This window comes from Allosphingosinicella deserti, from assembly GCF_003012735.1.
Classification (GTDB): domain Bacteria; phylum Pseudomonadota; class Alphaproteobacteria; order Sphingomonadales; family Sphingomonadaceae; genus Allosphingosinicella; species Allosphingosinicella deserti.
Genome location: NZ_PXYI01000003.1, coordinates 637,997 through 659,795, shown reverse-complemented (window position 1 = coordinate 659,795; position 21,799 = coordinate 637,997). Strand labels below are relative to the sequence as shown.

At 67.1% G+C, this 21,799-nt stretch carries 23 protein-coding genes and 1 tRNA gene; 12 read left to right on the top strand and 12 right to left on the bottom strand.

The features are described 5' to 3' along the window. Nucleotides 1-36 precede the first annotated feature (36 nt). Nucleotides 37-113, bottom strand: a tRNA-Arg gene (locus C7I55_RS11395). 127 nt (nt 114-240) lie between these two features. Between C7I55_RS11395 and C7I55_RS11390 the strand changes: the two genes are divergently transcribed. From C7I55_RS11390 to C7I55_RS11380, 3 genes are all read left to right on the top strand, one after another. Continuing rightward, nucleotides 241-630, top strand: coding sequence for a VOC family protein (locus C7I55_RS11390; RefSeq protein WP_106513023.1), 390 nt, complete (start codon nt 241-243; stop codon nt 628-630). A 127-nt stretch (nt 631-757) separates the two neighbouring features. Beyond that, complete coding sequence (locus C7I55_RS11385; RefSeq protein ID WP_233222160.1) at nt 758-1,108, top strand: Dabb family protein; 351 nt, start codon at nt 758-760, stop codon at nt 1,106-1,108. A gap of 162 nt (nt 1,109-1,270) precedes the next feature. Next, nucleotides 1,271-3,409: a TonB-dependent receptor gene (locus C7I55_RS11380; protein WP_106513021.1), complete on the top strand. Its 2,139-nt coding sequence runs from the start codon at nt 1,271-1,273 to the stop codon at nt 3,407-3,409. 31 nt (nt 3,410-3,440) lie between these two features. On the opposite strand, the gene aac(3) is transcribed toward C7I55_RS11380, so the two are convergent. The 7 genes from aac(3) to C7I55_RS11345 all read right to left on the bottom strand — a co-directional run bounded on the left by aac(3) (nt 3,441) and on the right by C7I55_RS11345 (nt 7,148). Beyond that, complete coding sequence (aac(3), locus tag C7I55_RS11375; RefSeq protein WP_106513020.1) at nt 3,441-4,250, bottom strand: aminoglycoside 3-N-acetyltransferase; 810 nt, start codon at nt 4,248-4,250, stop codon at nt 3,441-3,443. A gap of 192 nt (nt 4,251-4,442) precedes the next feature. Then, nucleotides 4,443-4,847: a DUF1801 domain-containing protein gene (locus C7I55_RS11370; RefSeq protein WP_106513225.1), complete on the bottom strand. Its 405-nt coding sequence runs from the start codon at nt 4,845-4,847 to the stop codon at nt 4,443-4,445. 48 nt (nt 4,848-4,895) lie between these two features. Further along, a complete protein-coding gene (locus tag C7I55_RS11365; RefSeq protein WP_106513019.1) occupies nt 4,896-5,354 on the bottom strand; it encodes a DUF1801 domain-containing protein in 459 nt (152 codons plus the stop codon). Nucleotides 5,355-5,357: 3 nt separating this feature from the next. Further along, complete coding sequence (locus C7I55_RS11360) at nt 5,358-5,585, bottom strand: hypothetical protein (RefSeq protein WP_106513018.1); 228 nt, start codon at nt 5,583-5,585, stop codon at nt 5,358-5,360. 42 nt (nt 5,586-5,627) lie between these two features. Next, on the bottom strand, nt 5,628-6,038 hold the full coding sequence (locus C7I55_RS11355) for an SRPBCC family protein (RefSeq protein ID WP_106513017.1): 411 nt from the start codon (nt 6,036-6,038) through the stop codon (nt 5,628-5,630). Then, a complete protein-coding gene (locus C7I55_RS11350; protein ID WP_106513016.1) occupies nt 6,035-6,358 on the bottom strand; it encodes an ArsR/SmtB family transcription factor in 324 nt (107 codons plus the stop codon). The genes C7I55_RS11355 and C7I55_RS11350 overlap by 4 nt, the downstream gene beginning before the upstream one ends. An 88-nt stretch (nt 6,359-6,446) precedes the next feature. Further along, a complete protein-coding gene (locus C7I55_RS11345; RefSeq protein ID WP_106513015.1) occupies nt 6,447-7,148 on the bottom strand; it encodes a FadR/GntR family transcriptional regulator in 702 nt (233 codons plus the stop codon). 241 nt (nt 7,149-7,389) lie between these two features. Here C7I55_RS11345 and C7I55_RS11340 point away from each other — a divergent pair, with 241 nt between their 5' ends. Continuing rightward, complete coding sequence (locus tag C7I55_RS11340; RefSeq protein WP_106513014.1) at nt 7,390-9,021, top strand: sodium/sugar symporter; 1,632 nt, start codon at nt 7,390-7,392, stop codon at nt 9,019-9,021. Between the two features lie 59 nt (nt 9,022-9,080). On the opposite strand, the gene C7I55_RS11335 is transcribed toward C7I55_RS11340, so the two are convergent. Next, a complete protein-coding gene (locus C7I55_RS11335) occupies nt 9,081-9,302 on the bottom strand; it encodes a hypothetical protein (RefSeq protein ID WP_106513013.1) in 222 nt (73 codons plus the stop codon). A 141-nt stretch (nt 9,303-9,443) separates the two neighbouring features. Here C7I55_RS11335 and rph point away from each other — a divergent pair, with 141 nt between their 5' ends. From rph to hemW, 3 genes are all read left to right on the top strand, one after another. Next, nucleotides 9,444-10,160, top strand: a complete 717-nt coding sequence (rph, locus tag C7I55_RS11330; protein ID WP_106513012.1) for a ribonuclease PH — start codon at nt 9,444-9,446, stop codon at nt 10,158-10,160. Next, nucleotides 10,157-10,804: an RdgB/HAM1 family non-canonical purine NTP pyrophosphatase gene (gene rdgB / locus C7I55_RS11325; protein WP_106513011.1), complete on the top strand. Its 648-nt coding sequence runs from the start codon at nt 10,157-10,159 to the stop codon at nt 10,802-10,804. The genes rph and rdgB overlap by 4 nt, the downstream gene beginning before the upstream one ends. 149 nt (nt 10,805-10,953) lie before the next feature. Further along, complete coding sequence (gene hemW / locus C7I55_RS11320) at nt 10,954-12,057, top strand: radical SAM family heme chaperone HemW (protein WP_233222182.1); 1,104 nt, start codon at nt 10,954-10,956, stop codon at nt 12,055-12,057. A 195-nt stretch (nt 12,058-12,252) separates the two neighbouring features. On the opposite strand, the gene C7I55_RS11315 is transcribed toward hemW, so the two are convergent. Further along, nucleotides 12,253-13,452 (bottom strand): penicillin-binding protein activator, encoded by a 1,200-nt coding sequence (locus tag C7I55_RS11315; RefSeq protein WP_106513009.1) that lies wholly within the window; start codon nt 13,450-13,452, stop codon nt 12,253-12,255. 13 nt (nt 13,453-13,465) lie between these two features. Here C7I55_RS11315 and rsmI point away from each other — a divergent pair, with 13 nt between their 5' ends. The 5 genes from rsmI (at nt 13,466) to C7I55_RS11290 (ending at nt 18,945) form a co-directional block, all read left to right on the top strand. Continuing rightward, complete coding sequence (gene rsmI / locus C7I55_RS11310) at nt 13,466-14,296, top strand: 16S rRNA (cytidine(1402)-2'-O)-methyltransferase (protein WP_106513224.1); 831 nt, start codon at nt 13,466-13,468, stop codon at nt 14,294-14,296. Continuing rightward, entirely contained in the window at nt 14,293-14,643 is a 351-nt protein-coding gene (locus C7I55_RS11305) for a YraN family protein (protein WP_106513008.1), read from the top strand. The genes rsmI and C7I55_RS11305 overlap by 4 nt, the downstream gene beginning before the upstream one ends. 30 nt (nt 14,644-14,673) lie before the next feature. Then, a complete protein-coding gene (locus tag C7I55_RS11300; protein ID WP_106513007.1) occupies nt 14,674-15,525 on the top strand; it encodes an alpha/beta fold hydrolase in 852 nt (283 codons plus the stop codon). Then, nucleotides 15,522-16,676, top strand: a complete 1,155-nt coding sequence (locus tag C7I55_RS11295) for an NAD(P)/FAD-dependent oxidoreductase (protein WP_106513006.1) — start codon at nt 15,522-15,524, stop codon at nt 16,674-16,676. Before C7I55_RS11300 ends, C7I55_RS11295 begins: the two co-directional genes overlap by 4 nt. A gap of 130 nt (nt 16,677-16,806) precedes the next feature. After that, nucleotides 16,807-18,945, top strand: a complete 2,139-nt coding sequence (locus tag C7I55_RS11290) for a transglycosylase domain-containing protein (RefSeq protein ID WP_106513005.1) — start codon at nt 16,807-16,809, stop codon at nt 18,943-18,945. A 222-nt stretch (nt 18,946-19,167) separates the two neighbouring features. Here C7I55_RS11290 and C7I55_RS11285 read toward each other — a convergent pair whose 3' ends face one another. Together C7I55_RS11285 and C7I55_RS11280 are read right to left on the bottom strand one after the other, a co-directional pair. Beyond that, nucleotides 19,168-19,374 carry a hypothetical protein gene (locus tag C7I55_RS11285; RefSeq protein WP_106513004.1) on the bottom strand — a complete coding sequence of 69 codons (207 nt, stop codon included), beginning with the start codon at nt 19,372-19,374 and terminating at the stop codon, nt 19,168-19,170. A 69-nt stretch (nt 19,375-19,443) separates the two neighbouring features. Next, nucleotides 19,444-21,780: a transketolase gene (locus tag C7I55_RS11280; RefSeq protein ID WP_106513003.1), complete on the bottom strand. Its 2,337-nt coding sequence runs from the start codon at nt 21,778-21,780 to the stop codon at nt 19,444-19,446. Nucleotides 21,781-21,799: the final 19 nt, after the last annotated feature.

The window sequence follows — 21,799 nt, the reverse complement described above, 5'->3', positions numbered from 1 at the left end:
CCCGGCGACGGCCAGTCGGCCGGGGCAGCGGTAGGGTGGCCCGCTCCGAGGGACTCGAACCCCCGACCCTCAGGTTCGAAGCCTGATGCTCTATCCAACTGAGCTAGGAGCGGTCCCTGGCTGTGTAGAGCCGATTACGGTCCGCCTGCAAGCATCAGAGCTGGGTCGCGGTACAGGACGCCGAAGCTTGCTCTCGGGAGGGTTGCGGGTCATCTTCGCCGCCTGAAGCAGGATCCCGCGATGACGAATATTCCGACAGGCACCGAGCTGGCCCGGCCCTTCCTGCCGGCACGCGACTTCGCGCTGAGCAAGCGTTTCTACCAGGCACTGGGTTTCACGACATTGCTCGACTCCGAAGTCGCCATCTTCGGCATCGGTGCGAGCAGCTTCATTCTTCAGAATTACTTCCAGGAGGATTGGGCCGCGAATTCGATGATGCAATTGATGGTCGACGATCTCGACTCATGGTGGCTGCACGTTGAAGCCTTGAACCTGCCGGCCCGGTTCGGCGTCCCCAAGCCCAAGCCGCCGGCGATGCAACCATGGGGCCTGCGCATCGCCTATGTCGTCGACCCCTCCGGTGTCCTCTGGCATGTAGCGCAGCGCCGCGAGGGCATCGACTTCGACTGAATGCGCCTTGTCCGCATTCGTGCTTCAGGAATACGTACGCTTCCGGCGCCGAATTGTTGACGTGAGGGATCAGATGTCATTAAATCGCAGGGATGTGGTGAAGGCCTTCGCGGTGAGCGGAGCAGGCTTGGCATCGGGGGGCGCTTTCGCAGCGGCGCCGCCGGCCGCGGGAAAGATCGTCCACCATGTTTTTTTCTGGTTGAAGCGGCCAGGTTCCGCCACCGAGCGTGACCAGCTGGTCGCAGGCTTGCGCACGCTCGCCGCCATCCCGGTCATCCGCGATCTCCAGATCGGAGTCCCGGCGTCGACCGAGAAGCGCGACGTCGTGGATTCGAGCTTCGACGTGTCCGAGTTGATGCTGTTCGACAGCGTCGCGGACCAGAAGGCGTATCAGGATCATCCCATTCACCTCGCGTTCGTCGCCAAGTGCGAGGGCTTGTGGGAAAAGGTCGTCGTCTACGACATGGTGACGGTCTGAGCGCCGGACAGGGTAACGCCCCGGGGGCCCCGTTCTCCGGCTGATGCTGCGCCCTCCGGTTCCTGATCCTCCGCGCCGATGGTCGCGTGAGCAAATCTAGGAGGAGTGCCGAGTTTATTTGGCGATGCCCAGCCTGGGGGCCTTCCATAGGTTTCCTGGGAGATGATCGAGCGCCCTCATGTCCTTGCCTGTGCGATGCTCGCCGCGCTCACGGCGAGCGAGACTGCACGAAGCCAGTCGCCACACGCACCGTCCGGGATTGCCAAGGACAAGGCACCGACGCTTGACCCTTCCGGGGAGGAGATCGTTGTCGAAGGCCGCAGGCTGACGGTGAAGCGGACGATCGAGGGCACCACCTACGACGTTCGCGACAGCGCACAGGCGCAGGCCGGCAGCGCCGCCGACGTGCTCAACACCCTCCCCTCCGTGTATGTCTCGCCGGACGGCAACGTCAGCGTCCGCGGCGATTCGAACGTCCAGGTCTACGTGAACGGCCGGCCTTCGGCAGCGATGAACGGCGACAGCCGGGCGTCGACCCTGCAGTCCCTGTCCGGCAGCGCGATCGCGAGCGTCGAGGTGATCACCAATCCATCCGCGAAATTCAGCGCGGACGGCGGTGCGATCGTCAACATCGTACTGAAGAAAGGTCAGCGCCAGGGCATTGACGGCTCCGCGATCGTCAACGCGGGCGACCATGAACGCGGAAATCTGAGCCTCAACACCTCCTACGGCGCCGGCAAGCTGTCGGCGACGCTCAATGGGAGCCTGCGTGACGACGTCCGCTTCACCGAAGTCCATGTCGACCGACGCACGTTCGACGCGACTGGACGGCCAGCCGGACGCTTCCTCACCGTCTCGACCTACACACCGACCCATGCGCAATCGGCCAGTCTGAACGGCTCCCTTGTCCTGGCCGTGGGGAGGAATGCGGACATCGGCGCCGACCTGTCCGTGTCGGAGGCCAGTCCTAAGAACAGGGTGTACGAGCGGCACCTCGACCGTGGCGGCGATGAGACGCTCGTTTCGGACTATCGACGCATTCGAGGGGGGACCTATGTCAGCGGCGCCAGCGACCTCTCCGTATATTTCAACCGAGACGCTGGTCCGCAGACCGGAAGCCTGAAGCTCGTGGCCCAGCACAGCAGATCGTTTCTCCGTTCCGACCGCCTGTTCACGACCTACCACGACCTTCCGTTCGGGGCACCGACAGGCGAGCGGGTTCTTACCCGCACGGAGACCATCATCGATCGTGCCGCGGGCGACCTCGAAAGGCCGATCGGGGCCAGCCTCCGCCTGGCGGTGGGCGCCGAATGGAAACGCGAGCGCGGCCGCTTCGACGACGGCCGCAGCGCCTTCGCTCCGGCCGCGCCGGCACCGGCCCCTGCCCCGGGGCGCTTCGCGGCGGTCCAGCGCACAATCGCTGCTTATGCCAACATCCAGCTCCGGTCGGGTGCCTGGACGCTTCAGGCGGGTGAGCGCTTCGAAGATCTTCGCATCGGCACGCATCTCGCGACGGGCGAGGTTCGCGGGACGCGCCGTTTCAGGGGTCTCAACCACAGCCTCTCGGCCGTGCGCGACATCGGCGACGATCAGGCCGTGGTCCGGCTGTCGCGCTCGAGTCAGCGGATCGACCCGCGCGCCCTTAACCCAGCGCTGGTCGCGATCGACGCGCAGAACCTCTACGCCGGCAATCCCTTGCTCGCCCCGCAGGTGGTGACCAGCGCCGAGGCCGAATATGGCTTTAAGCGGGGTGCGCGGGAGGGGACGGCGACCCTCTATTATCGGCGCACCGACGACACGATCGCGGACGTCATCCTGGTCAGGCCCGACGGCGTGCTGATCACCAGCAAGGTCAATAGCGGCCGAGCGGAATCGTTCGGCGGCCAACTGACCTTCTCCGGCAAGATCGGCGCACGGCTGAAATACAGCATGACCGGCAATCTCTTCCATGCGTCGCTCTCCGCACCGCTCGAGATCGGCGGAGGCCGGCAGTCGCGTCTCTCCTACACCGGGCAGGCGTCGCTCGACTGGACTCCGACGACGCGAGACCAGCTGCGCATCGACGGCAACATCCAGGGCGCAACGCTCATTCCCCAAGGGGTCCGTTCGGGCACGTCAGCGGTCAATTTCGTCTGGCGCCACACGCTCTCGCCGCGATGGACGCTCGCGCTCACAGCGCAGGGTCTGATCGAAGACGCGCGGGTGCACAGCGTCGTCCGCACCCTGCGGGCACTGGACATCAACGACAGGCGAAACAGCAGGAGGGCAGTGCTCGCCGGCGCTTCCTACAAGTTCCGCTAAGGCGCTCCGGAGGAGCGCGCACCCAATCCGATCAGCGCGCTTGCTGCCCGAACCGGCTCTCGAGCCATTCGACGCCGAAGCGGCAGATTGCACCCGCGTCGACCAGCAATGACGGGGCATCCCCGATCGTGCCTTCGCGTGCCTGGCCGGAGGCAACGAAGGCGCCGACGATGTCGGCGAAATACTCCTCGTCGAGGCCTTCGACGACCGGGGAGCCAGTGTCGAATTCCTCGACGAACCGCCAGCGCACTCCTTCCGGCGTTGCGAACGGCACTTCGACCCGCTTCAGGCGCTTGCCCGGTATGCGCGCCAGATGCTCGGCATGGTGGAGGAGCGTCATCGTCTCGAGCGGAGCGCCGATCATCAGCACCTTGCCGTCCGCGTCGATGAGTTTCGCCAGCGGGGACCCTTCGCCGTAACCGTAGTCGATCGGATGATCGGCAGTGAACCAGTCGGCACGGGCGCCGATCGCCGCCACCGACGCGCCCGGATTGCCGCTGCGCCTTGCCCCCGGCGTGGTCCTCACGAACTCGGCAAGAATGCCGTTGTCGCGAATGGCCCGGGAGGTTGCCGGATCGAACGGCGTCACGTCGGCGCGCCATGCTTCCGGCAGCCGACCGTCAGCGTCGAGCAGATCCTCGTATCCGGCATCCCAATCGGTGTATGCCAGGATCGTGCCGGAGGGCGCGACCGCGTCGAGAAGCGCTGCGATCATCGTGTCCGGGCCGCCGAGCAGCGGGCCGGTGCGGCCCATCGCTGCATGCACCATGACGGCGTCGCCGGCCACAAGGCCGAGTGTGATCAGATCCTCGCGCAGCGACCGGCGCGTGTGAAAGCTCATTTTCTCCACCCCTCCCGGAACCCCGGGCCAGCGTCTACGCGAACCGTGGCGGGACGATCAACAGGCGCGCGCGGCGAACGCCGTCAGCGGCGATCTGAATCGACGATCACCACGGGATCGCACCGGTCTTGGGCGTACCTGCGATCAACGCTGCAGGTGGGCGAGCCGCTTCGCCTTGCCTTGCAAAGTTGGTCAGCGCGTCTTCGTCCGCGCACCGACGTTCAATGCCACGGCCGCCCGGAACAGATCCCGGTACGCATCTTCGTCGATCGCCTCGCCCTCGCGGATGTCGATCGCCCGGCGCGCATTGCCGTCCAGGCTGGAATTGAACAGGTTCGCAGGATCGTCGATCGAAGCACCCTTCATGAAGGTGAGCTTGACCACCTGCTTGTAGGTCTCGCCGGTGCAGACGATTCCGCCGTGGCTCCACACCGGGACCCCGCGCCATTTCCACTCCTCCACGATCTCGGGATCAGCCTCGTGGATCAGCCCCCGCAGCCGCGCGAGCATCTCGCCGCGCCAGTCACCAAGCTCTCGGATACGCGCGTCGATTTGCTCGGATGGGGTCGGGCCGGCCTGTGCCTCTGTGTCCGTCATGATCATCGGCTCCTTTCCATGCTGCGTGGAGTTCGTTCGAGACGCGGTTCAGGGGATCCAGCCGGGCAGCGATGCGGCCTGACTGATCCAGCGTGCCAGCAGCTCGTCATCGGTCGGCACGTCCTCGTAGATGTCGAGATACCGCGTGTCCGGCGTCTTGGAGGCGCCCGGCGGCACGGGATCGAGCGACGTGCCGCGGAAGAAGGTGACCTTTACGTAGCGGGTGAAACAATGAAAGCCGAGGAACCAGGTCTTCCCGTCGACCCCGTAGAGCGGCGTGTTCCATTTCACCGCCTTGCGGACGTCCGGAACGGTCGCCACGATCAGGGCATCGAGATGCCGGCCGACACCCTGTTTCCAACCGGGCATCGCGTCCAGATAGGCCTGAACGGGGGCGTCGCCGTCGCCCTTGGGGATCTGCGGATTGCCGCCGGAAAGAAGGGTGGGTCCGGTTCCCGGCGTGGCCGCGGACGGGTTCGGCGACGGCGCATGCGTCTCGCGCGCCATAGTCTATCGCTCCACGCCGGCGCGCCGCGTGCGTCGCCATGCCTCGGCATAGGGCAGCAGGAACATGTAAAGGCCGCTCAGCATGAGCAGGATGAGCGGGAACAGCGCCAGCAGTCCAATCCAGACAGGCGGCTGTCCCCAGGGAAGGAACGACAGGTTGGCGATGACCGCCAGCGTGAATGCGATCGAAAGCCAGCGATGAAGCTGACGCACTGACCTGTTCCAACTCATTGCAACCTCCTTTCAGATCTGATGCCTCGGACGCTCACCAAATCACTCCGCGCGCTCGAGCATCTGCTCGAGATTGCCGAAAAATTTGTTCCAGCCAAACTTCGCGCCCATGAAGGCCTGCTGCTGATCGGGACGGAACCCGGCCTGCTCCATCCGCAGGCGCGTGCCCGTGGACGTGGGCGTCAAAGTCCAGGTGACGACGCTCTCGAGTCCCATCGCGTCCCAGGTGTATGCGAGGCTGCTGCCTGGCTGTATTTCCAGCACCCGGCAGTCGACCGAGCCCCAATCGCCGCTCAAGGTGAAACGCTGATCGACGACCGGTGCGAAATCGGTCTTCATCAGCCATTCCTGGATCAGATGCGGTTGGGTCAGCGCCCGCCATATCTTCTCCGGAGGATGAGCAAACTCCCGCTCGACGACGACGGATCGGGTCTCGGTAGCAGGGTCGGTCATTGGTCCATCCTCTTCAGCAAATTTTCCAGATCGTCGAAGCGGCTTTCCCAGAAGCCGGTCATTTCGCTCGTCCAGTCGATCAGCGGCGCCAGCGCGCTTAGCTGAGCGCTGTAGTGAGTCTGGCGTCCCTGCTGGCGATCGCGCACCAGTCCCGCCTCCCGCAGCAATCCAAGATGCTTGGAGACCGCCGGCTGCGAAACGCCGGCGCACGCCGTCAGCGCGCCCACCGTCTGCTCCCCTCCACGGCACAGCCGCTCGAAGATCGCCCGCCGGGTCGGGTCGGCAAGCGTCTTGAAGAGAAGATCGTGGGACAAGGACATGGACCGATAGCTCGCTGGTTATGAGTCGGATCGATAACCAGTGAGTTATGAGTCGTCAAGTCCTGTCGTAGCGTCGCCGGTGCCCGGCTCAGCCGCGGTGTTCGGCCTCGTCGACGAGTACCATCACGTCGGCGATGATCTCGCGCATCGCGCTCTGCGCACGCTCGACGTCCCCAGCCTCGATCGCCGCGAGCACCGCATGGTGCGCCGGAAGGCTCGCGGTGCGACCCTTGAAGCGGTTGGTGAAGTGGATCGAGGTGCGCAGCGCGGTTTCTACGACATCTCGAAACTGAGTATAAAAAGGATTGGCGGAGGCCTGCAGCACCGCAATATGAAAGGCGATGTCGGCGTCGAGCGGATCGTCTGCGCCGGCTTCCGCCGCTTCCATGCGGCGATACCCCGCCCGCAAGGCCTCGAGCGCCTCTTCATGGGCCCAACGCGCCGCAAGCGCGGCGGCGGCCGGTTCGATCGCAATCCGCAGCTCGCTGAATTGGCGCAGCAGTTCGAGCGAAAATTTCCGCTCGAGCAGCCAGCGCAGCACGTCCGCGTCGAACAGATTCCAGGCCGAGGCCGGCTGGACCGAGGTGCCCTTGCGCGGCTTGGCGGTGAGCAGACCCTTGGCCGTCAGCATCTTCACCGCCTCGCGAGTGACCGAGCGGCTGACCTGATGCTCCTCGGCAAGCTCGGCTTCGGTCGGGAAGCGAACATCATCATAATGGCCGACGACGATCGCCTTGCCGAGCGCGTCGAGCATTCCGAACGTCAGATTACGCGGCAACTCTGCGGCCATTTCCCCTCCCTACACACGCGATCGGGTCCCGCACGCGCGTTCCCCGTCGCATCGCCGCCGCCAGGAAAGACGCGCTCCGGCTGGACACGGCCAATTAATACTATAATTCCGAGCGCCGTGACGGCAACATCGCCGCACACAGTTTCGACATTGCGATTCCCGTGCGGACTTTCAGCCCCGCGGGCAATCGGGAAAACCTGACGCGGAGGCAATCCGTGCGGGCGCCGCGGGAGGACCGGACGTGCAGCTTGCCACCATCGATATCGTCGTCCTGATCGCCTACGCGATCGGCATCTTCGCCCTGGCGCAATATGTCAGCCGCGAAAAAGCGGGGCACCAGAAGGACACGTCCGATTACTTCCTGGCGTCCAAGTCGCTGCCATGGTGGGCGATCGGCGCGTCGCTGATCGCAGCGAACATCTCGGCCGAGCAGATCGTCGGCATGTCCGGCTCGGGCTATGTCATCGGCCTCGCGATTGCCTCCTACGAATGGATGGCGGCGCTGACCCTGCTGATCGTCGGCAAGTTCTTCCTGCCTATCTTCCTGCGCAACGGCATCTATACGATGCCGCAATTTCTCGAGCAGCGGTTCGGGCGCAACATCCGAACCTTGATGGCGATCTTCTGGCTCGCTCTCTACGTGTTCGTGAACCTGACCTCGATCATCTGGCTCGGCTCGATCGCGGTCAACCGGGTCGCCGGGGTCAACCAGGACGTCGCCATCGTCGGTCTCGGCGCGTTCGCCTTGCTCTATCAGCTCAAGGGCGGTCTCAAGGCGGTCGCGCTGACCGACATCGTCCAGGTCACGCTGCTGGTGATGGGCGGCCTGCTCGTCTCCGGCATCACCCTGAACGAGATTGGCGGCGAGGCCGGTATCATCGGCGGCTTCTCCACCCTGCTCCAGCGCCTGCCAGAGCATTTCGACATGATCCTTTCGCCCGAAAGCCCGCACTACAAGGAATTGCCGGGTATCTCGGTGCTGATCGGCGGCATGTGGATCGCCAACCTCAGCTACTGGGGCTTCAACCAGTACATCATCCAGCGCGCGCTCGCGGCCAAGAATATCGCCGAGGCGCAGAAGGGCGTCGTCTTCGCGGCCTACCTCAAGCTGCTGATGCCGCTGATCGTCGTCGTGCCCGGAATCGCCGCGGTGATTCTCGCGCCCGGCCTCGAAAAGCCGGACCAGGCCTATCCGACGATGCTGAGCTATCTTCCCGCGGGCATCCTCGGCCTGGTCTTCTCGGCGCTGGTGGCGGCGATCATCGCCTCGACCGCGTCGAAGATCAATTCGATCGCGACCATCTTCACCCTCGATCTCTACGCTAAGTTCAAGCGCGCACCCGGTGCGCCGGTGCCCGAAGGCGACGTCGCCGACGGAACCGTCAGCACCAAGGACCCGGCGCAGGCGGAACGCGAGCGCGAGCTCGTCCTCGTCGGTCGCATCGCCGCAGCCGTTTCGGTGGTGATCGCGATCCTGGTCGCCCGTCCGCTGCTCGGAAAGTCGGACCAGGCGTTCCAGTTCATTCAGGAATTCACGGGCTTCTTCACGCCGGGCATCGTCGTGATGTTCATGCTCGGCCTGTTCTGGAAGCGCGCGACAGAGGGCGGCGCGATTGCGGCTGCGGTGGCCTCGGTGCTCCTGTCCTTCCTCGGCAAGACCCTGCTGCCGGACCTGCCCTTCATGGACCGCATGGGCCTCGTCTTCCTCGCCTCGCTGGCGCTGGCGGTCGTCGTATCGCTGCTGACGCCGCATCGCGCCGACAAGAACATCATCGTCACCAGGGACGTAAGCTACGCGACCACCGCGTCGTTCAACATCGCCAGCATCGGCGTCGTCGTCATCCTGATCGCCCTCTACGGCACCTATTGGTAACCCAGGTCCTTCCCCGCTTGCGGGAAGGACCTGAGGACCCTCGATGCTCGCGCTGGTGGCTAGTGAATGTTGGCCGCCTCCGCTGCGTTCACGTCGGCAAGCCCGTTTGCGCCGTCGGTCACACCATTGTCGGTGAGATCGGCGCCAGGCGCGCCGGTGGCGCCGAACGGGTCTTCCGAGATGCTGTTGGCGTCGGCGGCCGAAGCATCGGAGCCGCCATTGCCGCCGCAGCCCGCGAGCGCGAAGGCAGAGGCGAGCACGATGAGAGGCATTGCACGCATGATCGTCTCCCGTTGAGAGGCAGACAACAGCGGATCGACCGACTCAGATCCCTCGTCCCTGAACGCCCGAACGTGCCGCCCGGGCTGGATTATCCCCTTCCCCACCGGTAAGGCGCGGCGACCATTCGAGAAAGGAACATCATGCGCCCATCCGGACGCGCGCCCGACCAGATGCGCGAGATCGTCATGGAGGCGGGATTCACCCGTCACGCCGAGGGAAGCTGCCTCGTCTCCTTCGGCGACACGCGCGTGCTCTGCACCGCCTCGGTCGAAACCAATTTGCCGCCCTGGCTGCGCGGCAAGGGCAAGGGCTGGGTCACCGCCGAATATGGAATGCTGCCGCGCGCCACCCACACCCGTGGCCGCCGCGAGGCAGCGTCGGGCAAACAATCCGGCCGCACCCAGGAAATCCAGCGCCTGATCGGCCGCTCACTTCGCGCGGTGGTCGACCTCGACAAATTGGGCGAGCGCCAGATCACGCTCGATTGCGACGTGATCCAGGCCGACGGCGGCACCCGCACCGCAGCCATCTCCGGCGCCTGGGTCGCCTTGCGCATCGCGGTGGACGCGATCCTCAAGCAGGGACAGCTCACCGTCGATCCGATCCGCGACCGGGTCGCGGCGGTGAGCTGCGGCATCCACAATGGCCAGGCCGTGCTCGATCTCGATTACGTCGAGGATTCGAACGCCGGCGCCGATGGCAATTTCGTGCTTACCGGCACCGGCAACATCGTCGAGGCGCAGGTGACGGCCGAAGGCGAGACCTATGACGAGGAAGGGCTGCTCCGCCTGCTCCGCCTCGCCCGCATCGGTTGCACCGAGATCTTCGCCGCGCAGGATCGGGCGACTGGCCGATGAGGAAGCTGGAGGCCGGCAAGCTGGTCATCGCCAGCCACAATCAGGGCAAGGTGCGCGAGATCCGCGATCTGCTCGGTGCTTACGGGATCGAGCCGGTCTCGGCCGCCGAGCTCGATCTGCCGGAGCCCGAGGAAATCGGCACGACCTTCATCGACAATGCCGATCTCAAGGCCCGGCAGGCCGCCGACCTGTCCGGCCTGCCCGCGCTCTCCGACGACAGCGGCCTCTGCGTCGAGGCGCTGGGCAACCGGCCGGGCATCTTCTCGGCGCGCTGGGCGATCGGCGGCGATCCCTCGGTCGCGCCGGAGGCCGGCCCGGGCGAAGTCACCGGCGAGCGAGACTTCAATCGCGCGATGCGCCGCGTCCATGACGAGCTCGAGGCGCTCGGACCCGACGCCAACCGCAATGCGCATTTCGTGTGCGCATTGGCCGTGGTGTGGCCAGATGGTCGGAGCGAGTGGTTCGAAGGCCGGGTCGACGGGATCCTCGTGTGGCCGCCGCGGGGCGACAAGGGCTTCGGCTATGACGCGATGTTCCAGCCGGCCGGCTACGACATCACGTTCGGAGAGATGGATCCCGACGAGAAGCACAAGATCAGCCACCGCGCCGACGCCTTCAAGAAACTGGTCGCGGCCCTGCTGTGAGCGAGGCCGTCCCCTCGCGGACGCGGCCGAACTCAGGCTTCGTTCTGGGGACGGAGCACTTGGCTGCGGGGGGCCTCAGCGCGACAGAGCCTCGCTTATCCGCCTATCCTGCCCCTGGCTCCTCCCCTGAAGGAGAGGAACAGGAGCCGCTGGCGCTCTACATCCATTGGCCGTTCTGCGTCTCCAAATGCCCCTATTGCGACTTCAACAGCCATGTGCGCGAGGCCGTCGATCAGGCCGCCTGGCGTGCGGCGCTGTTGCGGGATCTCGCTTATGAGGCGGAAACCTATTCCGGCGCGCCGCTCGGCTCCATCTTCTTCGGCGGCGGCACGCCGTCGCTGATGCCGCCGGAAACGGTCGCGGCGCTGATCGCCTCGGCCGAGCGCCACTGGGGCTTTGCCGCCGATATCGAAATCACGCTCGAGGCCAATCCGTCGTCCGTGGAAGCGGCCCGGTTCGCCGATCTCGCGGCAGCCGGAGTCAACCGGGTGTCGCTCGGTCTGCAGGCGCTCGACGACGAGGTGCTGCATTTCCTCGGCCGCGCCCACGGAGTCGAGGAAGGTCTCGCCGCGCTCGCCACCGCCCAAGCCGCCTTTTCCCGGGTCAGCTTCGACCTCATCTACGCCCGGCCGGGCCAAAGCCCCCACGCGTGGGAGGCCGAGCTTGCGCGCGCATTGTCGTTCGGTACCGGGCACCTCTCGCTCTACCAACTCACCATCGAGCCGGGCACCCGCTTCGCCGCGCTTGCCGCCAAGGGCGAATTGCCGACGATCGAACCGGACGAGGCCGCATCACTGTACGAGCTGACCCAGGCGCTGACCGAAGCGGCCGGCCTTCCCGCCTACGAAGTCTCGAACCATGCACGGCCCGGCGAAGAAAGCCGCCACAATCTCGCTTACTGGCGCTACCAGCCCTATCTCGGGGTCGGCCCGGGCGCGCACGGCCGCCGCCTCGGAGTCTCGACCCAGCGCCACAAGAAACCCGAGAACTGGCTGAAAGGCCTGGAGCGCAACCGTCACGGCATCGTCGAGGAAGCGCCGCTCAGCGCCGACGACGCCGCGCTGGAAAGCCTGCTGATGGGGCTGCGCCTGCGGGAAGGCGTGCCGCTTGCGCGGATCGCGCCCGCGCTGGATGCGGCGGGGCTGGCACGGATGGAGCGGCAGGGCCTCGTCGAGCAGCGCAACGGCCGCCTGTTCGCTCAGCCGGAGGGCATGCTGCTGCTCGACGGCATCCTCGCCGAGATCGCGGCTTAGCGCACTCCCCCGCTCTTCATTCCCCTCCCTGGAAGGGAGGGGTTCGGGGTGGGTGCGCGCAGCGCCTCTTTTCTATCGCCCATTGCCCGTCGATGACGCCGTAGCCGCCAAGTGCCTTGGCGGACCCACCCCCGTCCCCTCCCTTCCCGGGAGGGGCGTTAGAAAGGCGAAGCTCTGCCGGCCGGAGGCGATCCCTCAGTCGAATTCCCGCGCCGCGGGCGACACCACTTTCGTCCCCGCGGCGGTCACTTCGCGGACTTCGAGGGCGCGTTCCGCGATGCCGCTGGCGCCGAACCGGAAGGCGCCGTCGATGCCGGTAAAGCCGATGCGATCGCGCAGTTCGCCCTCGGGGAAAGGCCGGCCGAACCGCCAGGTCTTGCCGACGCGGACGGTGAGCAAAACGGCGTCATAGCCGAGGCTGGCGAGCCGGTACGGGTTGCCGCCGTAGCGGGCGCGATAACGGGTACGGAGCTGATCGAACATCGTGTCCGACGGTGCGGCATACCAGGCGCCGCGAAGGCCCGGAGTCTTGCCGAGGCCGGTTTCGGTCGACCACAGTTCGGTGCCGAGGATCCGCGCGCCGGACGAGGGGCCGTTGCGCAGGGTCGGCGCCGCGGTCACCGCGGTGCGGCCGCTGTCGGCGATGACGATCGCGTCCCAGGTCCCCTGCGTGTTGAGCTTGACGATGGCGCTGCGAAGGCCCGGGATGCCGCGGTCGAAGCTCTGCATGCCGATCAGCCGCCCACCGCCGCGATTGACCGCGTCGATCATCGCCTGGCCGGCGCGGCGGCCGTAGACGCCTTCGGGGGTCAAAGCAGCGAAGCGCTCCACGCCCTGGGTGCGCGCATAGCGGACCACCCGCGAGATCGACTGAGCGGGGGTGAAGCCCATCAGATAGGTGCCGCCCCCGGCGACACTGGCATCATTGGAGAAGGCGATCACCGGAACACCGGATCGGGCGGCGATCGGCGCGGCAGCACGGACGTCTTCCGACAAGAGCGGGCCGAGGAACAAGCGGTTGCCGTCGGCCAGAGCTGCATTGGCCGCGGTATCTACGCCCTTGGCGGTGTCGTAAACGGTGATCCGGATTCGGTCGCCGCCGCTGTCCAGCAAAGCGAGGTTGGCGGCATTGGCGATGGACTGGCCGACGCCGGCGTTGGCGCCGGTCAGCGGCACCAGCACGGCGATGCGGTGGCGATCCAAATCCTGCGGCAGGCCCTCGGTGCGGTCGGGGCCGGTTTCCGGCGCCTCGGTCTCAGGGCCGGTCGGCTCGGGCGGGCGCTGCGGACCGGCCTTGGGAACGAGCTGACAGGCGGAGAGCGACAGCACGGCGAGGCCGACGCCGAGCGCCAGGAACGAGCGCCGCGCTTGCGGCCGGTATATCTGCTCTGCCATGAACTCCATTCTCATGCACACGCCCCTGCCCCCCGGCCTCTATATCGTTGCGACCCCGATCGGCAATCTTTCCGATCTGAGCCCGCGCGCCGCCGCCACTTTGTCCGCCGCCGACGTCATCGCCGTCGAGGACAGCCGAGTCACAGCCAAGTTGCTCGGCCATATCGGCGTCAAGCGGCCGATGGTCCCCTATCACGATCACAATGCCGACCGGGTCAGGCCGGAACTGCTCGCCCGCATGCGCGACGGCGCCGTTGCCCTCGTCTCCGACGCGGGGACCCCGCTCATCTCCGATCCCGGCTACAAGCTCGTCCGCGACGCCCGCGCCGCCGGGATCGCGGTCACCACCATACCGGGGCCATCCGCTGTCATTTCGGCGCTGACCCTCGCCGGCCTTCCGACCGACCGCTTCCTGTTCCTCGGCTTCCTGCCCCCGAAAGGCGGCCCCCGCGCCACCGCGATCTCCGAAATTGCGGGCGTTCGTGCGACCCTCGTCCTCTACGAGAGCGGCCCGCGTCTGGCAGCGGCGCTGGAAGCGCTGCACGCGGGCCTTGGCGACCGCGAGGCGGCGGTGGCGCGCGAGATCAGCAAGAAGTTCGAGGAGACGGTGACCGGCACCCTCTCCGAGCTCGCCGCCCGCTATGCGGATTCGCGGCCCAAGGGAGAGATCGTGATCGTCGTCGCACCGCCCGGAGTCCCCGCGGCGGCGGGAGAAGAGGAGATCGACGCGGCGCTGCGCGCGGCGATGGCTCGGCTTTCTCCGTCGCGTGCCGCCGCCGAGGTCGCCGAGCAGCTCGGCGTGCCCAGAAGGCTCGCCTACGAACGGGCGCTGAAGCTCAAATGAGTCGGCGGGAGGCGGAGCGCGGCGGCCGCAGGGCCGAGGCTCTCGCCGCCTGGTGGCTCCGGCTCAAGATGTGGACGATCCTCGCCCAGCGCGTCCGCACGCCGCGGGGCGAGATCGATCTGATCGCCCGCCGCGGAACGGTGCTCGCCTTCGTCGAGGTCAAGGCACGCGCCTCGGCCGCGGACGCGGATCTCTCGCTCGACGACTATCGCCTGCGCCGGGTCGCCGCCGCCGCGGAGGCGCTGGCGCCACGCTATGCCCGGCCGGGCGACACGCTTCGCATCGACGCGATCTTCATCGTCCCGGGCCGATGGCCGCGCCATGTGGAGAATATCTGGCGCGGATGAACCCTCTGCCGCACCGCGCATTGGGGCGTCATGTGGCATGAACAGACGCTCGATCTCGGCAGCGACCGCAGCCTCCACGTCGCGCAGGCCGGCGCCGGCCCCGACATCGTCCTGATCCACGGCGCGCTGACCACCGGTCACGACTGGCGGACGAGCCCGGTCGCGGCGGCGCTGGCGAACACCCACCGGGTTACGGCGATCGACCGCCCGGGCCACGGCAGCAGCCAACGACTGCGGTTCGAGGGCACGCCGCGCGACCAGGCCGATCAGATCGCCGAGGGGCTCGAACGGCTCGGCATCGGGCCGACGATCGTCGCCGGTCACAGCTTCGGGGGGATGGTGACGCTGGCTTTGGCGGAACGGCATTCGGAACTGCTCGCGGCGATGATTCTGCTCGCACCGATCGCCTTTCCGGAGCCGCGGCTGCTCGAACAGACGCTTCTTGCGCCGCGTGCCTTGCCGCTCGCCGGGCCGATCCTCTCCCGATTCGGACAGGTCAGCCAGCTGGACCGAACCTTGCTGCCCGTGCTCCACAAGATGATGTTCCACCCGCAGGAGGTCCCTGCGGGATGGAAAGAGAGCTATCCCTTCGCGGACATTCTCGATCCGCAGGCACTGGTCTTCGAGGGCGAGGACGCGGCGGCGACCCTGCCGCTATCGCCTTCCGGTACGCTCGCGATCGGCACGATCGACATCCCCGCCCGGGTCCTGATCGGCACCGCCGACAAGATCATCGACGAGGGACGCCAGGCCAGCGGCGTCGCCGCCCTCTTGCCGAACGCGCGGATCGACCGGATAGAAGGTGCCGGCCATATGATCCATCACACGCATCCCGACCTGATCCTCACCGTCATCCGTGACATGGTGGCGCGTCCGGCGTGAGCGAGATCCTCGTCATCGGCGGCGGCATTGCCGGCCTGTCTGCCGCAGCCCGCCTCGCCCGCCATGCCAAAGTCACCGTGATCGAAGGCGAAGAGGCGCTCGGCTATCATTCGTCCGGCCGCAGCGTGTCATTCAGCCATTACGGAATCGGCAATTCGGCGGTGCGCGGCCTCACTGCCTGGAGCCGCGCTTTCTACGAGCATCAGCCAGAGGGCTTTGCCGAAACGAAAATCGCAAGGACGGCCCCGTCCCTCTACCTGGCGCGCGAGGAGCAGTTGCCCGCGCTCGAAGCCTTGCGCCGCGAGATGGACCGCTTCACCGACGCGATGCTCTGGGTGGATGAAGGCCAGATCCTCGATCTCTGTCCCGTGATCCGCGCCGGCGTCGAGGGCGTCGTGCGCGGCATCCTCGATCCGACTGGCCTGAAGCTCGACGCTGACGCCCTGCTCCAGGGCTATGCCCGTGTCGTGCGCAGCGCCGGCAGCGAGATCCTGATTGGACGCAGAATCGTCTCCGTCGAGCATCGCGGCGGCCGCTGGCACGTCGCCAGCGACGCCGGCGAGCGCTGGTCGGCGCCGATCCTGATCAATGCCGCCGGGGCCTGGGGCGATCGCCTCGCCGAAATGGCCGGCGTCCGCCCGATCGGGCTCGCGCCCAAGCGCCGCACGATCATCGTCATCGATCCGCCCGCCGGCCTCGACGTCGCCCCCTGGCCGTTCGTCCACACCGCCGCGAGCGATTTCTACATGCTGCCGGAAGCCGGGCAATTGCTGGTGTCACCAGTCGACGAGATCGACGACGAACCCTGCGATGCGCGGCCGGAGGACTATGATGTCGCGCTCGCGGCGCATCAGCTCGAGCACTATACCAGTTTGTCGGTCAGCCGGATCGCGCACCGCTGGGCCGGGCTGCGCTCGTTCGTCGCCGATCGGGTGCCGACCGCCGGTTTCGATGCGGATGCGCCAGGCTTCTTCTGGCTGGTCGGACAGGGCGGTTACGGCTTGCAGACCGCGCCGGCGATGGCCGCGATCGTCGAGACGCTGATCGGCGGCGGGGACTGGCCTGAGGGGCTCGATGCCGCCGGCATCACGGCCGCCTTGGTCACGCCTGGACGGCTCCGCAACGGCGCAGCGCAATCCTCGGCACCGTGATGGACGGCGGCTCGTTTTGCGCCTCACACGGCCTATCCGTTCAGGCACCGTCCTGGCGGTTTCGCGTAAGCGCGGCCGATCCGAGTCGTCCATGGTTCGACCGGCCGGCAAAATGCGTTAGGGAGCGCGAATGCGCATAGACACTTCGGGCAGATGGCAGGAGCTGCCGGCGGATGACATGGGCTATGGCCCGAACTTCGCGCCGGGCGGACCGCCGCAGCCGCCGAAACGAGCATGGTGGCGGCGGTGGCGGGTGAAGCATCTCGTGCTCGCGCTCGTCGCCTTGTTCATGCTGATGGTGGCGTGGCTGGCGGTGACGGCGCCGCTCTCCAAGTCGCTCCAGCCGATTGCGGCGCCGAGCCTGACCTTGCTCTCGGCCGAAGGCGAGCCGATTGCCCGGCGCGGCGCCGACATCCGCGCGCCGGTGCGAATCGCCGATCTCCCCAAGCACGTGCCGAACGCGTTCATTGCGATCGAGGATCGCCGCTTCAAGGACCATCTCGGCATCTCGGTGCGGGGGATCGCCCGCGCCGCCTGGCGCAACGTCGGTGCCGGCGGAGTCCGGGAGGGCGGCAGCACGATCACGCAGCAGCTCGCCAAGATTTCGTTCCTCAGTTCCGAACGGACCGCCGGGCGCAAGGCTCAGGAAGTGCTGATCGCCTTCTGGCTCGAGGCGTGGCTGACCAAGGACGAGATTCTCGAGCGCTATTTGTCGAACGTCTACTTCGGCGACAACACCTATGGCCTGCGCGCCGCCTCCGAACATTATTTCAGCGTGCCGCCGGAGAAATTAACGGTCGCCCAGGCGGCGATGCTGGCCGGAATGGTCAAGGCGCCCTCGCGGCTCGCGCCCACCCACAATTACAATCTGGCGCGGCAGCGCGGGCGGCTCGTCATCGCGGCGATGATCGAGCAGAATCTGCTGACGCCCGCGCAACGCCGCAGTCTCAAGCCCGCGCGGCTCAAGGTCGAGGCCCAGCGCGAGGTGCCGACCGGCACCTATTTCGCCGATTGGGTGCTGCCCGCGGCGCGCGCCCGCGGCCAGGCCGAGGAAGAAGGCTATGGCGCGCAGGAGGTGCAGACGACGCTCGAGGCGCGGCTGCAGAAAGCGGCGCTGCAAACGGTGCGCCGTGCCGGGCTCGGCAAGGCGCAGGTCGCGCTCGTGGCGATGCGACCGGATGGCCGCGTGGTCGCGATGGTCGGCGGCAAGGATTATCGCAAGAGTCCGTTCAACCGCGCCACCCAGGCGCGCCGCCAGCCCGGATCGACGTTCAAACTGTTCGTATATCTCGCCGCCCTGCGGGCCGGCATGGATCCCGACGATCCGATCGAGGACACGCCGCTGCGAATCGGCGAATGGCAGCCTAAGAATTACGGTAATGCCTATCGCGGCACCCTCACCGTCAAGGACGCGCTAGCGGTGTCGAGCAACGTTGCCGCGGTCCGGCTGGCGCAGCGCGTCGGCATGGACAAGGTGGTGCGCGCCGCGCGCGATCTCGGCGTAAGGAGCCCGCTCGACCCCAATCCCAGCCTGGCGCTCGGCACGTCGGGCGTAACCCTGCTCGAGATGACCTCGGCTTATGCTGCGGTCGCCGCCGGTGCCTACCCCGTGCGGCCGCGCGGCCTCGACGACCCCGACAAGCCCTGGTGGCAGCGCATGTGGGACAGCTCCGTGGCGGGCGCCTCGGGCGATTCCAGCTTCGACGAGATGAAGGAGATGCTCGGTGCGGTCGTCCAGCAAGGCACCGGCCGCGCCGCCGCCCTGGACGTTCCGGTCTATGGAAAGACAGGGACCAGCCAGGCCAATCGCGATGCTCTGTTCATCGGCTTCACCGACGATCTCGTCGTCGGCGTGTGGGTCGGCAATGACGACAACAGCCCGCTCGGCAACGTCGCCGGCGGCGGCCTCCCCGCCCGGATCTTCCGTGATTTCGCCGCCCAGGCGACCGGCAGCCGGCCTGCCAGACCCGCCGCGCCGGCGATCGCCGCGCCGCCGGAAATCGACGACGGCAACATGATCGACGGGAATTTCAGCGTGCCGGTCGAGGGCCTGGGCATCGATCTCGGCGTCGGCGTGGACGGCAACGGACTGACCGTGACCATCGATCCGTCCGCCACCGGCGGCTTTCCGACAGATGGCGGCGACGCGCCGTCGGAGGAGGACACACCTGTGGTGGACGTGCCCCCGCCACCATCCAACGTTCGCGTTCGCCCCTTGCCGCCACGTTCCGGGCCGACGGACGAAAATGACGACGGTGGGGAGCAATAGGGGCGCATCCCCTTTCTGATTCCCCTTGCTGAAAGCCAGGGCGGGTGCGCGAAGCGCCTCCCTCGCTGATGCCTCACCACGAGAGGCGGTTCGGCTCCAAGGTCGCAGCCGCCGAGTGCCTCCGTGGCTCCACCTCCTTGCCCTCCGTTCAGCGAGAGGCGAAAAAGGAAAGCCCTCCCCGCTGATGGCGGAGAGGGCTCGGGAACTTACTTTGAGTTTGCGTCAGCGCGCGGTGGCGGTGCGGCCCCGGCGTTTGTCGAGCACCTTCTTGGCGATCCAGGCGCCGCCGACGAGCAGGGCCAGCGGGCCGGCACCGCGACGGGCGACCGCGGCTGCGCCGGCGCCGAGCAGCGCACCCTTGAGGCCTTCATTGCCGTAACGCTCGCCAATGCGGGAGCCCACATAGCCGCCGAAAATCTTGCCGATCATATCTGTCTCCGTGCCGAAATGAATTACTGCAAGAGCGAGGCTAAGCGGCCTTTGTTCCGTATCCCGATCCTATCCCAGAAACAGTTCGGCGGCCGCCTCGACGATCGCGTCGACGTCGAGCCGGTAGGTGCGGTAGAGATCGTCGAGCGTGCCGGTCTGGCCGAAGCGGTCGACGCCGAGCGGGCTCACGCGGTGGCCGCGAACGCCGCCAAGCCAGGACAAAGCGGCCGGCGCGCCATCGAGCAAGGTGACGAGGCCCGCGCCCGGCGCGAGCGGCGCCAACAGAGTTTCGACATGCGACTGCGCCGCTCCCTGCCCGCGCCAGCGGCCTGCGGTGCGCGCGCTCCAGCCGCGGTGGAGGAGATCGGGCGAGGTGACGGCAAGCAGACCCAGTCCAGGCACATCGTCGCGCAAAGCTTCCCAGGCCGCGAGCGCTTCGGGGGCGAGCGCGCCCGAATAGACCAGCGCCGCCTCGACGCCGTCGGCAGGCGGACGCAGCCAATAGCCGCCGGCGATCGCGCCTGCCTTCCAAGTCTCGTCGGCGCGCTCGACCTGGCGGATGGTCCGCGTCGTGAGGCGAAGATAGACGCTTTCGCCATCCTCGCGCTGCATCAGCCGGAACGCTTCCTCCATCAGGAGAGAAAGCTCGTCGGCGAAGGCGGGTTCGTAGTGGCGCAAGCCAGGCTGTCCGAGCGCGATAAGCGGCGGATTGATCGACTGGTGGGCGCCGCCCTCGGGCCCGAGCGTCAGGCCGGACGGAGTTGCGACGAGCAGGAAGCGGGCATCCTGGTAGCAGGCGTAATTGAGGGCATCGAGGCCGCGCGCGATGAACGGATCGTAGACCGTGCCAATCGGGAACAGCCGGTCGCCGAACAGATCGCCGGCAAGCCCGAGAGCCGCGAGCATCAGGAACAGATTGTTCTCGGCAATGCCGAGCTCGACATGCTGGCCGGCGACGCCGCCGCTCCATTTCTGCGCCGACGGGATCTTGGCCGCGGCGAACACGTCGGCCAGTTCCTGCCGCCGGAACAGCCCGCGCTGGTTCACCCAGGCGCCGAGATTGGTCGAGACGGTCACGTCCGGTGAGGTGGTGACGATCCGATCGGCGAGCGCGCCGCCGATCCGCGACAGATCGAGCAGGATCCGGCCGAAGGCGGCCTGGGTCGATTGTTCGTCACCCGAGGGCACCGGGATGGCGGGCACCTCGGCGACGTTCCACACCCGCTCGCGCTTGGCGCGCACGATGCGGCTGCCTTCGACCGCGGCCCTGGCGGCCGCCGCGGCATTGTCGCCGAGCCCGGCCCAGGGCTCCCACTCCGACCCTTCGGCGATGCCCAGCCGCTCGCGGAGGGCGGCGATCTGGCCGGGGTTCATCAGCCCGGCATGATTGTCCTTGTGGCCGGCGAACGGCAATCCGTAGCCCTTGACCGTGTAGGCGATGAACAGGGTCGGGACTTCGTCGTTCGCGGCGTCGAATGCCTCGACCAGGCTCTCCATGTCGTGGCCGGCGAGATTGGTCATCAGCGCCTGCAGCGCATCGTCATCGCGCGCGGCGAGCAAAGGCGCCACCGGCTCACCGAGATCACGGGCGAGCCGCTCTCGCCAGGCGCCGCCGCCGAGATAGGTGAGCGCGGCATAATCCGCATTGCCGCAGGCATCGATCCAGTCTCGCAGCTGCGCACCGCCGGACTCGGAGAAAGCGGCCTCCATCAGCTTGCCGTGCTTCAGCGTGACCACCCTCCAGCCGCAGCTTGCGAAGATCTCGTCGAAGCGGCTGAACATCCGGTCGGCGGTGGTCGCGTCGAGCGACTGGCGGTTATAGTCGACGATCCACCAGCAATTGCGGATGTCGTGCTTCGATGCCTCGATCAGGCACTCGTAGATATTGCCTTCGTCGAGCTCGGCGTCGCCGAGCAAGGCGACCATTCGGCCGGTGTCCGAGGGCTGCACCATGCCGTGGGCGATCATATAATCCTGGACGAGACTTTCGAACGCGGTGATCGCGACGCCCAGGCCGACCGAACCGGTCGAGAAATCGACCGGGATCCGATCCTTGGTCCGGCTCGGATAGGATTGCGCCCCGCCAAGGCCGCGGAAGGCTTCGAGCTGCTCGAGGCTCTGATTGCCGAGCAGGTAATGGATGGCGTGCAGCACCGGCCCGGCATGCGGCTTCACCGCCACCCGGTCATTGGGTCCGAGCGCATGGAAATAGAGCGCCGCCATGATCGCGGTGATCGACGCGCACGACGCCTGGTGGCCGCCGACTTTCAGCCCGTCGGGCGAGGGTCGGACGTGGTTGGCATTGTGGATCGTCCAGGCCGAGAGCCAGCGAAGCCGATCGTCGAGCAGGCGGAGGGCTTCGAGGTCGGGAGTGGTAGAAGTTGGCGGGGTGACAGTGTCGGGCATGGGGGGGGCTCTAGCGAGG

Bases quoted from the DNA above. Each gene is read 5' to 3' on its own strand.
- C7I55_RS11390 (WP_106513023.1), top strand. From the start codon at position 241: ATGACGAATATTCCGACAGGCACCGAGCTGGCCCGGCCCTTCCTGCCG.
- C7I55_RS11380 (WP_106513021.1), top strand. From the start codon at position 1,271: ATGATCGAGCGCCCTCATGTCCTTGCCTGTGCGATGCTCGCCGCGCTC.
- C7I55_RS11370 (WP_106513225.1), bottom strand. From the start codon at position 4,847: ATGACGGACACAGAGGCACAGGCCGGCCCGACCCCATCCGAGCAAATC.
- C7I55_RS11365 (WP_106513019.1), bottom strand. From the start codon at position 5,354: ATGGCGCGCGAGACGCATGCGCCGTCGCCGAACCCGTCCGCGGCCACG.
- C7I55_RS11360 (WP_106513018.1), bottom strand. From the start codon at position 5,585: ATGAGTTGGAACAGGTCAGTGCGTCAGCTTCATCGCTGGCTTTCGATC.
- C7I55_RS11355 (WP_106513017.1), bottom strand. From the start codon at position 6,038: ATGACCGACCCTGCTACCGAGACCCGATCCGTCGTCGTCGAGCGGGAG.
- C7I55_RS11350 (WP_106513016.1), bottom strand. From the start codon at position 6,358: ATGTCCTTGTCCCACGATCTTCTCTTCAAGACGCTTGCCGACCCGACC.
- C7I55_RS11345 (WP_106513015.1), bottom strand. From the start codon at position 7,148: ATGGCCGCAGAGTTGCCGCGTAATCTGACGTTCGGAATGCTCGACGCG.
- C7I55_RS11335 (WP_106513013.1), bottom strand. From the start codon at position 9,302: ATGCGTGCAATGCCTCTCATCGTGCTCGCCTCTGCCTTCGCGCTCGCG.
- rph (WP_106513012.1), top strand. From the start codon at position 9,444: ATGCGCCCATCCGGACGCGCGCCCGACCAGATGCGCGAGATCGTCATG.
- rdgB (WP_106513011.1), top strand. From the start codon at position 10,157: ATGAGGAAGCTGGAGGCCGGCAAGCTGGTCATCGCCAGCCACAATCAG.
- C7I55_RS11315 (WP_106513009.1), bottom strand. From the start codon at position 13,452: ATGGCAGAGCAGATATACCGGCCGCAAGCGCGGCGCTCGTTCCTGGCG.
- rsmI (WP_106513224.1), top strand. From the start codon at position 13,466: ATGCACACGCCCCTGCCCCCCGGCCTCTATATCGTTGCGACCCCGATC.
- C7I55_RS11305 (WP_106513008.1), top strand. From the start codon at position 14,293: ATGAGTCGGCGGGAGGCGGAGCGCGGCGGCCGCAGGGCCGAGGCTCTC.
- C7I55_RS11300 (WP_106513007.1), top strand. From the start codon at position 14,674: ATGTGGCATGAACAGACGCTCGATCTCGGCAGCGACCGCAGCCTCCAC.
- C7I55_RS11290 (WP_106513005.1), top strand. From the start codon at position 16,807: ATGCGCATAGACACTTCGGGCAGATGGCAGGAGCTGCCGGCGGATGAC.
- C7I55_RS11285 (WP_106513004.1), bottom strand. From the start codon at position 19,374: ATGATCGGCAAGATTTTCGGCGGCTATGTGGGCTCCCGCATTGGCGAG.
- C7I55_RS11280 (WP_106513003.1), bottom strand. From the start codon at position 21,780: ATGCCCGACACTGTCACCCCGCCAACTTCTACCACTCCCGACCTCGAA.